Here is an 11,552-nt window from a genome sequence, read left to right as displayed (position 1 = left end):
CTCCCGATTGAAGTAAGCATTATCGAACGTTCTCCCTGGATCGGCGGCAAGATTTTAACAACCCATGCTGATCCCTATACGGTTGAAGGGGGGCCGGACTGCTTTATCCTGGAGAAACCTTGGGCGCTAGCCCTGGTCAGGGAACTGGGAATGGAAGACCAGCTGGTTAATACCAGCAGCCAGGCCAGTGGAACCTATATTTATTCCGGCAAAAAACTCCATCGGCTGCCGGACGGATTGATCATGATGATTCCCACCAAGATCATCCCCTTTGCCACCTCACCCCTGTTTTCCTGGCCCGGTAAAATCCGCATGGGCATGGATATCGTAATTCCAAAACGCCGGGAAACCGGCGATGAAAGCCTGGCAAGTTTTGTTACCCGAAGACTGGGAAAAGAGGCGCTTGATAAAATTGCTGAACCTCTGGTGGGCGGCATTCACGCAGGCAACCCGGATAACATGAGCCTGCTCTCCACCTTCCCCCGTTTTCTTGAAATGGAACAGCAGTCAGGAAGCTTGATCCGGGGTATGTTTGCCCGCAAAAAGGCCATGACTGAAGCCATGAAGAAACGGCCGAAAACCGGTGCACCCCCCCGCACCTTTTTCATTTCGATGAAAAACGGCATGGCCCAATTTACTGATGCCCTGGCTGAAATTATCGGCCGGGAGCGAATAAAAACCGGGATGGAAGTCAAAACAATCGGAAAAAACGATCAGGGCTACACCCTGCAGCTGGCTGATGGCCAACAGCTGCAAGCCGATCAGGTAGTGATGGCCAGTGAGGCTTTTGCCACCGCGTCCATGATTAATGATCTGGCACCAGATCTGGCGATGTCCCTGAAAGAAATCCCTTATGTTTCATCCTCCATTGTCTCCCTGGTTTTCCGCCGGGAAGATATTCCCAACCCCCTGGACACCTACGGCTTCATCGTTCCCCGGATTGAAGGCCGGAAAATTATGGCCACCACCTGGACATCCATCAAGTGGCCCCATCGGGCGCCGGAAGGCAAATTGCTGATGCGTTCATTCGTCGGCGGCGCTCAGCAGCCGGAACTGGCTGACCTGGACGATGAAAAAATTCTGGCGCTGGTCCGCGGGGAATTAAAGGAAATCGTCGGGATTACGGCCAAACCTGAACAAGTCTGGATCCACCGCTGGCCCGAGGGAATGCCCCAGTATACCCTCGGCCATCAGGAACGGCTGGAAAAAATTGACCGGTACGCGGACAGGCTTCCCGGCCTCTACCTGACCGGAGCCGGTTACCGTGGCATCGGCATTCCTGACTGCATCAACAATGCCCGCCAGACCGGGCAGAAGGTCCTTGCCGACCTGTTATGATCAAGGTCCTTCACTGCCTGTCACAAATTCCCGGGAAAACCGGCAGCGGGGTTTACCTCCAGGCCCTGGTCCGGGAAGGTCACAAACTGGGACTGGATCAATGGCTTATCTGCGGCGTCCCGGCTTCGATGCCGAAAGTTGAAATCGACCAGCTGGCTGATCATCACATTTTCCCGATTGTTTTTGACGCCCCCGATTTACCTTTCCCGGTTACCGGCATGAGCGATGTCATGCCCTACCCCAGCTCCCGTTTTTCCTCCTTCAACCGTGATTCACTCACCCGTTATGAACGGGCTTTTGCGACAAAAGTCCAGGAAGTGGTCAAGAAAATTCATCCGGATATCATCCACTCCCACCACCTGTGGTTGATGACTGCCCTGATCCGCCGCCTTTTTCCCGAAATTCCCCTGGTCACCACCAGCCACGGTACGGATCTCAGGCAACTGCACCTGGCTGACCACCTGGCGCTCAGAGTCATTGCCGGTTGCCAGGAGGTGGATAAGGTCATGGCCCTGAACGAGGATCAGAAGAGAAAGATTATGGAGCTCTATGCTCTGGATGATCAGCAAGTGGTGGTTACCGGCAGCGGATTCCGCAACGACCTGTTCAATACCGACCTATGCACGAAAGGACCACACATCAAGTTGATATATGCCGGAAAGCTGAGCCGGGCTAAGGGCCTGCCGTGGCTGCTGGAAGCGGTGGAGAAGATTAAAGATATTAACCTGGCAATGGCCGGCGGTGGTGAGGGGGAAGAAGCAGAAAAAATTCGTCAGCAGGCAAGGCGCCTGGCACCAAAAGTTACTTTACTGGGAGCGCTTTCCCAGGAAGAACTGGCCGAGGAATGTAAAAAGGCCCATATTTTTGTCCTGCCGTCATTTTATGAAGGTCTGCCTCTGGTACTACTGGAAGCCCTGGCCTGCGGCTGCCGGGTGGTGATTACTGAGCTGCCGGGCATCCGAAATCTCTTTCCCCCCGAAGCCCTCGATGATGGTGTCATCTCCCTGGTTCCGCTGCCGGAGCTCATCGGTCCTGATGTTCCCAAAGCCGATGATCTTCCCCGTTTTGTCCAAAATCTTCGGGACGCAATCAATAAACAAATAAACGAAGCCCGGCAACAACAAACTTTCTGCTGCCTGCCACTGGAAGAAACCCTGCAGAAAAACACCTGGAACCATATTTTCAGCCGGGTTATGGAAATCTACCAGGAGGTACTACAATAATTCTGAAACACTTGATTTTTTAAAGTTTTTTTCTGGTAATGCGGGCGGCCAGCAGGACTGGATCCCAGACCGGAGAAAAAGGTGGAGCATAAGCCAGATCAAGTTCCATCACCTGATCAAGATTCAAACCCTGGTGAATGATGACCGCAAAAGTATCAATTCTTTTGACGGCATCCAGAGGACCGGCCAACTGAGCCCCCAATACCCGGCCGTCTATACGGCTGGCAATCACCAGCACCCGCAGCGGGTCACTGTCAGGATAATAGCGGGCCCGGGAACGGCTGGTAATCATGTTTTTTACCGGTTGCAGACCGGCTTTTTCAGCTTCAGCAAAGGATAAACCGGTACGGGCTATCCCAAGATCAAAAATTTTTGTAATTCCTGTACCCAGGCTGCCCCGGTTCAGGGTATCGATACCGGCCATATTCAGTCCGGCAATCATCCCTTCACGGTTGGCTTTCAGGGCCAGCGGTGAAAAAATCGGCGAGTTATCCACTATTCGCATACCCTGGGCACAGTCCCCGGCCGCGTAGATATGCTCCCTGGATGTCTGCAGTCGATCATCAACCACAATCGACTCCCGGACCCCAAGTTCGATCCCGGCATCCCGGGCCAGTTCACTGTTGGGCTGTACTCCCAGAGCCAGCAGGACCAGATCAACTTCCAGTTCTTCCTGACTGCTGATTACCCGAACTTTATCGCCTTGTTCAACAATATTTTCAAGGGGTGCACCAAAATACAGTTTGACCCCATTATGTTGCAGTTTTTCTTTAATCAGGACTGAAATCTCTTCCTCGAACATCCGGGATAGATGCTCGCGGCGATGCACCAGGGAGGTTTCAATTCCCTGGGCGGCAAAGGCCTCAGCCATTTCCAGCCCGATAAAACCACCGCCGATCACCGCCGCCCGACATGTTTTATTGTCGGCCACCAGTTGCTGTAGATGTTTGGTTTGGGGCAGATTATTAATCGTTGTTACCCGCTCACCAGGAACGATCCCCTCCGGTACCAGTGGCCGGGCCCCGGTGGCAATCAGCAATTCATCATAAACCAGCTGCCCTTTATTCCCTCCATCCTGCTGATAGGTAACGGTTTTTGCCGCCGGATCGATGGCTGTAGCCCGGTGCCCCAGGCGCAAATCAATGCCTCTTTTTTCCCGGAAAACCTGCGGGGTTATTTCCACCAGTTGATCAAAGTCGTCAATCAGGCCTTCAACGTAATAGGGCATGCCACAGGCCGCATAGGAAACATAACGCCCCTGTTCCAGAACGGTTACCGACCAATCCGGCCGTTGCCTTTTAATCTGACTGGCGGCACTCATGCCGGCGGCATCACCACCGACAACAATAATCCGTTTTTTTTTCGCTTCGGTAACCATGATTATCGCTGCCCCATGGGAGTTCCAAACATTTTATACCAGTGGTAAAAATACAGGGGATAATCAACAGGATTTTCTATTTTTTTCTTCTCCACCAGCTCATCAAACTCATTCAGTAAATCGAAAATCTTTTCCTTGGCCTCCTGGGCAAAAGCATAAATAACCCCGGTATGAACAATATAATCCTGAAAAGGCACAAAACGGCCGGCAAACAGCCAGCCTTCGCTGGCAACCCGGCCGATAACCGGATCAAAAAGCTCAAACTCGGAGGCGTCCAGGAGAGGTGACATGGTAAGAAAATCACGTTTTTTGTTATTCGTTACCTCATAAAAGGAAAAAAAGGTCCGGGAAAGATAATCTTCCATCAACTGGCGCTCCAGAATCGGCAGAAAATCATCACCAACACTATCCATGAAGACTTCCGGCAGCCGTTTACCCTCAATCTTTTCATCAAAGATCAACAGGTCCATCATCGCTTCGGTATCACCTTCTTTGGCCAGGTTCAAGGTTTTGTCCCTGGAAAGGAGGCCAAGTTTTTCCGCCGCGTCACGGATCAATTTCGGCTTAGCCAGTTTGGTAAGTTTGGCATTAACCTCACTAATCATCTTACGGATGCGCTTGTATTCTTTTTTTTCCTTGCTGAACAAAATATCCCTCCCTTTAATAGCTCTCAGCAATCAGCTTTCAGCAATCAGCTTTCAGCGGTCAGCAAAACATTGAAAAGTAATGCAAACTGCAGGAATAAAGCTGAATACCGGCTATCCGGCCTGATCAGATTTAATCGTAAACATTTCGCTGTAACCGGTATATTTTTTTCTTAATTTAGGTTTTTCAATTTTGCCGGTTGGATTACGGGGAACCTCGTCGAAAAAAATCTCCCGGGGCCGTTTGTAACGGGGAAGCCCTTCGCAAAAAAGGTTCACTTCATCAAGGTTCAATACCCTTCCCGGTTTTACCTCGATGATAGCGGCAACCGCCTCTCCAAGCCGCTCATCCGGCAGACCGATGACAGCCGCGTCCTGAATATTCTGATGTTCCTGAAGAAAATCTTCTATTTCGACCGGAAAAATATTTTCTCCGCCGGTTATAATGACATCTTTCTTGCGATCCACCAGACAAATAAAACCATCATCATCCACCCGGGCGATATCGCCGGTATGAAGCCAGCCATCTTTGAGCACTCTGGCAGATTCTTCAGGATTTTTATAGTATTCTTTCATCACTCCGGGGCCTTTAACAATCAGCTCACCCGGTTGACCGGGTTTCACTCGCTGATCATTGCCGCCAACAATAGCATATTCCCAATCGAAACCCGGCACCCCGATGGCCCCAACTTTATGAACGTTTCCCATCCCCAGATGAACACATCCAGGACCGGTTGATTCACTCAGGCCATAATTAGTATCATAATCATGATGGGGGAAAACTTTCAGCCAATCTCTAATCAGGCTGGGCGGTACCGGCTGAGCACCGATATGCATCAGCCGCCACTGATCCAGCTGGTAATCATCCAGATTGAGTTCACCATTCTCGATGGCGGTGAGAATATCCTGGGCCCAGGGCACCAGCAGCCAGACAATCGAGGCCCTTTCTTCCGACACCGCTTCAAGAATCCACTGGGGGCTGACCCCTTTGAGGATCACCGATTTTGCCCCGACGATAAAATTGCCAAACCAGTGCATCTTGGCTCCGGTATGGTACAGGGGGGGGATGAGGATAAAATTATCATCGTGGGTCTGCAGATGATGACGGTTTTCAACTATGCAGGCCGCTTCCAGGTTGCGGTTAGTCAAGAGAATGGGTTTTGGTCGCCCCGTGGTTCCCGAGGTAAAATAAAGAGCCACCCCTTCTTCCAGAGCCAGGGGAATATCCAGTGGCGTGGTCTCTTCAACCGCCAGCATCCGGGAATAACTGCCGGCAAAATCCACTTCATTATCGGCTACAAAAACCATCTCTTTCACCGTCGGCAGACTGTCCTTGATTGATTCAATGCGCTCAGAAAATTCCGGCCCGAAAAAGAGCACATCCCCTTCGGTAACCTCAATGCAGAAACGAATATCATCAGCGGTAAAGCGAAAATTCAACGGTATCACCCAGGCACCGGAACGAATAATGCCGAAATAAAGGGGCAGCCACTCCATACTGTTCATCAATAAATGAACAACTTTATCGCCCTTACCAATCCCCATGCGTTTAAGCAGGTTGGCAACCTGGTTGGCCTGCTGGTCAAACTCAGCCCAGGTCATTTCTTTTCTGGTCCCCTTGACCGGATCACGCTCAATAAGTGCAGTTTCATCCGGATACATCCGGGCATTTCGTGCAAGAATTTCAGTAATTAACATCTATTCCCCCTCGGTTAAACTGGTTAGATTAATTCTGCTTTTTGATCATAAGCAAATATCAATCCAAAACAGATAACCCGAACAGTTCTTCAACGTGGTAGACATAGCATGAATACCTTTTATAAAACAATTATTTAATCTCGAACACCCCTTTGATCCTCAAGCAACTTTTCACCATTAAATGGTTATTTTTTGCCAATTTTTGCTGATTTCATGATGTTCATCCCGCAAACAATTCCCATGAACCGTCCTTGACAATTTCCACATATTACCCCATTATGATACCTAAGCTGAGCTATTAGCTATTAGCGGTTAGCCATTAGCCTTTAGCTTTTAATAATCAGGGCTTTACGTTGACTAGTATCAACACCCATCAGGTGAATATGTATAGTAAACATTCGACTACGTTTTCAGAAAAGATAAAAATACTCTCACAGAGGCACAAAGTCACAGAGAACCCGAGTCATTTGCCCTCTGTGACTCCGTGTCTCTGTGAGAAATAATAAAAATTTGTCAATCTATAGACAAAGTCGAATATTTACTATGTATAATATCAAACATCTTGTAATTATTGAGCTAATCGCTAAGTGCTAAAAGCTAATCGCTTAATTTAGGTGATATATACAGGAGCAGAATAAGAGGTATTTATGGCAGCGGATAAAAAAACATCTTTCAGTAACAGTCCGGACAAAGTCATTTCCGAAGCTAAACACTACCAAAAACAACGTGAGCAGGGATACCGGGAGCAGGCCCTGAAAATATATCCTTGGATATGTGCCCGCTGCGGCCGGGAATTTTCCGGCAAAAAGCTTCAACAGCTGACCGTCCATCATAAAGACCATAATCATGACTATAATCCGGCTGACGGCAGCAACTGGGAACTGCTCTGCATCTATTGCCATGACCAGGAACACACAAAATACCTGGAAGAAAATCAATATGGCAGCAACAATGCAACCGCAGGCAATGAAAGCTCATCCTCCACCTTCAAACCTTTCGCCAACCTTGAAAATTTGTTTAAAAAGAAAAGCTGAAGACTGCCTGAACTTTTTCTTTGTGGATTCTGCGAACTCCGTGAGAATATAAAATGTATCTCAACTTTCTTAAGTTGTTCTAAAAACAGTTGCAAGAAATTGCCAGGGATGTTCCGGCATGGCTCTCGCTCATTCTCGCCGGCCGTCCATGGCCGGCTTCCGAGGCGTCCGCCGCGAATCACATCGTGTGATTCGTCCGGCGGCCAATACCGCTGTGAGCCAAGCCCGAACATCCTGTAATGTATCCCTGACATTGAAAATCAGAAAATTGAGGTATTCAACCAATTTGGTTCCGGCTACGCCGGTTTAAGGTGATAAATCAGTGACCAGGAGAAGAATAATTATTATCGGCGGGGGTCCTGCCGGGCTCATGGCTGCCGGCCAGGCGGCCGAAGCCGGAGCTGAAGTCCTGTTATTTGAAAAGATGAAACAACCAGGCCGCAAGCTTGGAATTACCGGCAAAGGTCGCTGCAACCTTACCAATATTGCTGAGAAAGCCGATTTTATCGCCCATTTCGGCCGGACGGGAAAGTTTCTCCACCAGGCTTTCGGCCGTTTTTTCAATGCCGAGCTGATGGTTTTTCTCGAAAATCTGGGGTTGAAACTGGTAACTGAACGGGGCGGCAGAGTTTTTCCCGCCAGCGGCAAAGCCACTGAGGTGCGGAAAGTTTTACTGAAATGGATTAATAAGGGTGAAACCAGGATCAATAATTTCTCACCAGCAGATGAACTAATGTTGGAAAATGGACGAGTTGTCGGCATTATTTCAAAAAGCAAAATCTTTTCGGCTGACGCGGTCATTATCGCCACCGGTGGAGCGTCCTACCCGTTGACCGGTTCAACTGGAGACGGCTACGGACTGGCCCAGTCCGCCGGACACAGCATTATCCCTATACGACCGGCACTGGTTCCCCTGGAAACAGCCGGCAATGAAGCAAGTCGGATGGCAGAATTAAATTTGCGTAATATCAGAGTCAGAATGCTGGTCAATGGCAAAAAACAAGGGGAGGGATTTGGCGAACTGGTTTTCGCCAAATTCGGCCTTACCGGTCCGGTCATCCTTACCCTTAGCGGAGCAGCAGTGGATGCCGGTAGAAAGGGACAAAAGATCACCTTTTCCCTTGACCTTAAACCGGCCCTGGATGAGCAAAAACTGGATGCCAGGCTCCTGCGTGATTTTTCCGCCCGCGGCAATGAACCCTTAAGCAGTGTCTTGCGAGGGCTATTGCCACGAGAAATGGTTCCCATCTGTCTGGATCTTATCGGACTTGCTCCTGATCGTCTGGCTAATGGCATTACGGTCAAAGAGCGACGGCGGCTGCGAACCTGGCTCAAGGATTTTCGCCTGGAAATGGTCAAACCACGACCATTAAAAGAAGCTATTATCACCGCCGGCGGCGTCAACACCCGGGAGATTAATCCCCGCACGATGGAATCCAGGCTGATTAAAGATCTCTATTTTGCCGGAGAAGTACTCGATCTCCAGGCTGACACCGGCGGCTACAACCTGCAGGCTGCCTTTTCAACCGGCTGGCTGGCCGGCCGCAGCGCCGCAACAGGGAATTAATTAGGTTGCAATAATTTCATAAATGACTATAGTGGCCAGCCGTATTTATTGGGGACAGATTTCAAATCTGTCCCCAATAATTTAGCGTTAATTTTAATCATCTACGGATACTCAACAAATGAAAAATCTCAGCAGAAATGAAAAAATACGAAATATCGCGATCATCGCCCATGTTGACCATGGCAAAACCACCCTGGTTGACGCCATGTTCAAACAAAGCGGCCTCTTCAGACCTAACCAGGAGGTTGATGATCGCCTGATGGATACCATGGACCTGGAGAAGGAAAGGGGCATAACCATCGCCGCCAAAAACTGCTCTGTTCGTTACCGGGATGTCAAAATAAATATTATCGACACCCCGGGCCATGCTGATTTCAGTGGCGAAGTCGAGCGGGCACTCTCCATGGCCGACGGCGCCATCCTGCTGGTGGATGCCTCTGAAGGCCCACTGCCGCAGACCAGATTTGTCTTAAAGAAAACTCTTGAAAGAGGCCTTAAAGTCATTGTAATCATTAATAAGATTGATCGTAAAGATGCAAGACCGGATGAGATTCTTGATGAGATATATGATCTCTTTATTGATTTGAATGCCGACGATGAACAGCTTGATTTCTCCTATCTCTACGCCATCGGTCGTGAAGGAATCGTCAAAGAAAACCTGGATGAAACAACAGACAACCTGCAGCAGCTTTTTGAAACCATCGTCAATGAAGTACCGGCGCCTCAGTATGATCCCCGGGAACCATTTCAGATGCTGGTTTCCGACCTTGGCTATTCCGATTATCTTGGTCGGCTGGCAATCGGCCGGGTTTTTAACGGCAAAGCATCATTTAATGATCCCATGATCTGCATTAATGAGCAGGAAGAACTGCTGCCGCTGAAGATATCACAGCTGCAGGTTTATGAAGGCATACAATTGAAAGTGGCGGAGTCAGCTGACCCCGGCGACATCGTCGTCCTTTCAGGAATTGATGAAGTCCTAATCGGTGATACCATCTGCACGAAAGAAGCGCCCAAAGCCCTGAAGCGCATTTCTGTCGATGAACCGACAATTTCAATGGAATTCACCATCAACACCTCCCCTTTCAGCGGTCAGGAAGGAAAAATTGTCCAGTCAGGAAAAATCCGTGAACGACTGATCAAGGAAACCCTGCAGAACGTGGCCATCGAGCTTGAGCAAACTAATGAGCGGGACCATTTTATTGTTAAAGGCCGGGGAGAATTCCAGATGGCCATTCTGATTGAAACCATGAGAAGAGAAGGTTTTGAATTGTGCGTCGGTCGCCCAAAAGTGATTTTCAAAGATGAAAATGGAGAAAAATTCGAACCGATTGAAAAGTTATTCGTCGACTGCAATGAAAATTTTCTCGGGGTGATCACCGAAAAACTTTCCCAGAGGAAGGGCCGGATGAAAAACCTGATCAACAACGGCAAAGGCAGGGTAAGAGCCGAATTTTCCATTCCCTCCCGCTCTTTGATCGGCTACCGGGATGAATTCCTTACCGACACCAAGGGAACAGGGATTATGAACACCCTTTTTGACCGCTATGAAAAATTTCGCGGCGACTTCCCTACCCGTTTCAACGGCTCCCTGGTCTCCGACCGCCAGGGTAAAGCCGTGGCCTATGCCCTGTTTCACCTTGAACCCCGGGGACGGCTGTTCGTCAGGCCCGGAGAAATCGTTTATGAAGGCATGATTGTCGGCGAGTACAACAAGGAAAAAGACCTGAACGTCAACCCCTGCAAGGAAAAGAAGCTGACCAATATGCGGGCGGCCGGCAAGGATGAAAGCACTATCTGCACACCGGTCAAACGAATGTCACTCGAACGGGCCATCAATTTCATCAAGGACGACGAAATGGTGGAAGTAACCCCAAAATCCGTCCGCCTGCATAAGCGGGTACTGTCGGCCCAGAAAAGACATATGATCAGAAGTTAAACGACAAGCTGTTAGCTATTAGCATTTAGCTTTAAAAAATGCTGATCGCTCAATGCAGGGATGAAACAAGCAAAACAAGATCAGCTAACTATTAAACCAACAGATTTCAGTTTTTATGGCTAATTATCACCAAGAAATAGACCGGCGCCGGACTTTCGGCATCATCAGCCATCCGGATGCCGGCAAAACCACCCTGACGGAAAAACTCCTGCTCTATTGCGGCGCCATTCAGCAGGCAGGGGCGGTAAAAGCCCGAAAAGCCCAGAGACATGCGACAAGTGACTGGATGGCAATCGAAAAAGAACGGGGGATCTCGATCACCACTTCGGTAATGAAATTTAATTATCGAAATTTTGAAATAAATCTCCTGGATACCCCGGGACATCAGGATTTTTCCGAAGATACCTATCGCGTCCTGACCGCTGTGGACAGCGCCCTGATGGTCATTGACAGCGCCAAGGGCGTGGAACCTCAGACTGAAAAGTTAATGGAAGTCTGCCGGATGCGCAACACCCCGATCATTACTTTTATCAATAAACTTGACCGTGAGGGAATGTTGCCGTTAGATATTCTTGATGAGATTGAAAATAAACTGCAGGTGGAGTGTACCCCGCTTTCCTGGCCCATCGGCATGGGTAAACGATTCAAAGGCGTCTATAACCTTTACAAAAAAGAGCTGCATCTTTTTACCCCCGGACAGGACACCAGGAAGCAGGAAGGCCTGGTAATTA

The 11,552-nt window shown here is 49.2% G+C and carries 10 protein-coding genes; 7 read left to right on the top strand and 3 right to left on the bottom strand.

The window, feature by feature from the left end; genetic code table 11:
• Both hemG and U9P07_08575 read left to right on the top strand, forming a co-directional pair.
• A partial coding sequence (gene hemG, locus U9P07_08580; GenBank protein MEA2109458.1) for a protoporphyrinogen oxidase occupies nt 1–1,338 on the top strand: 1,338 nt, incomplete at its 5' end.
• Nucleotides 1,335–2,561: a glycosyltransferase family 4 protein gene (locus tag U9P07_08575; GenBank protein ID MEA2109457.1), complete on the top strand. Its 1,227-nt coding sequence runs from the start codon at nt 1,335–1,337 to the stop codon at nt 2,559–2,561. The genes hemG and U9P07_08575, both read left to right, overlap by 4 nt.
• 19 nt (nt 2,562–2,580) lie before the next feature.
• On the opposite strand, the gene U9P07_08570 is transcribed toward U9P07_08575, so the two are convergent.
• From U9P07_08570 to U9P07_08560, 3 genes are all read right to left on the bottom strand, one after another.
• A complete protein-coding gene (locus U9P07_08570; GenBank protein ID MEA2109456.1) occupies nt 2,581–3,939 on the bottom strand; it encodes an FAD-dependent oxidoreductase in 1,359 nt (452 codons plus the stop codon).
• Nucleotides 3,940–3,941: 2 nt separating this feature from the next.
• Complete coding sequence (locus U9P07_08565) at nt 3,942–4,586, bottom strand: hypothetical protein (protein MEA2109455.1); 645 nt, start codon at nt 4,584–4,586, stop codon at nt 3,942–3,944.
• A gap of 111 nt (nt 4,587–4,697) precedes the next feature.
• Nucleotides 4,698–6,281 carry an AMP-binding protein gene (locus tag U9P07_08560; protein ID MEA2109454.1) on the bottom strand — a complete coding sequence of 528 codons (1,584 nt, stop codon included), beginning with the start codon at nt 6,279–6,281 and terminating at the stop codon, nt 4,698–4,700.
• 647 nt (nt 6,282–6,928) lie between these two features.
• Here U9P07_08560 and U9P07_08555 point away from each other — a divergent pair.
• The 5 genes from U9P07_08555 to U9P07_08535 form a co-directional block, all read left to right on the top strand.
• Nucleotides 6,929–7,315: a YajD family HNH nuclease gene (locus tag U9P07_08555; protein ID MEA2109453.1), complete on the top strand. Its 387-nt coding sequence runs from the start codon at nt 6,929–6,931 to the stop codon at nt 7,313–7,315.
• Between the two features lie 118 nt (nt 7,316–7,433).
• On the top strand, nt 7,434–7,625 hold the full coding sequence (locus tag U9P07_08550; GenBank protein ID MEA2109452.1) for a hypothetical protein: 192 nt from the start codon (nt 7,434–7,436) through the stop codon (nt 7,623–7,625).
• 12 nt (nt 7,626–7,637) lie between these two features.
• Nucleotides 7,638–8,882, top strand: a complete 1,245-nt coding sequence (locus U9P07_08545) for an NAD(P)/FAD-dependent oxidoreductase (GenBank protein MEA2109451.1) — start codon at nt 7,638–7,640, stop codon at nt 8,880–8,882.
• Between the two features lie 118 nt (nt 8,883–9,000).
• A complete protein-coding gene (gene typA, locus U9P07_08540; protein MEA2109450.1) occupies nt 9,001–10,821 on the top strand; it encodes a translational GTPase TypA in 1,821 nt (606 codons plus the stop codon).
• Nucleotides 10,822–10,936: 115 nt separating this feature from the next.
• The coding region (locus tag U9P07_08535; protein ID MEA2109449.1) for a GTP-binding protein at nt 10,937–11,552 on the top strand (616 nt) is incomplete at its 3' end.

Source organism: Pseudomonadota bacterium (assembly GCA_034660915.1).
Lineage (GTDB): Bacteria > Desulfobacterota > Anaeroferrophillalia > Anaeroferrophillales > Anaeroferrophillaceae > DQWO01.
The sequence above is the reverse complement of the archived record's forward strand: the minus strand, read 5'-3'. Positions and strand labels throughout refer to the sequence as shown.

Coding starts and splice junctions, on each gene's coding strand:
- U9P07_08575 (MEA2109457.1), top strand. CDS start 1,335: ATGATCAAGGTCCTTCACTGCCTGTCACAAATTCCCGGGAAAACCGGC.
- U9P07_08570 (MEA2109456.1), bottom strand. CDS start 3,939: ATGGTTACCGAAGCGAAAAAAAAACGGATTATTGTTGTCGGTGGTGAT.
- U9P07_08560 (MEA2109454.1), bottom strand. CDS start 6,281: ATGTTAATTACTGAAATTCTTGCACGAAATGCCCGGATGTATCCGGAT.
- U9P07_08555 (MEA2109453.1), top strand. CDS start 6,929: ATGGCAGCGGATAAAAAAACATCTTTCAGTAACAGTCCGGACAAAGTC.
- U9P07_08550 (MEA2109452.1), top strand. CDS start 7,434: ATGGCTCTCGCTCATTCTCGCCGGCCGTCCATGGCCGGCTTCCGAGGC.
- typA (MEA2109450.1), top strand. CDS start 9,001: ATGAAAAATCTCAGCAGAAATGAAAAAATACGAAATATCGCGATCATC.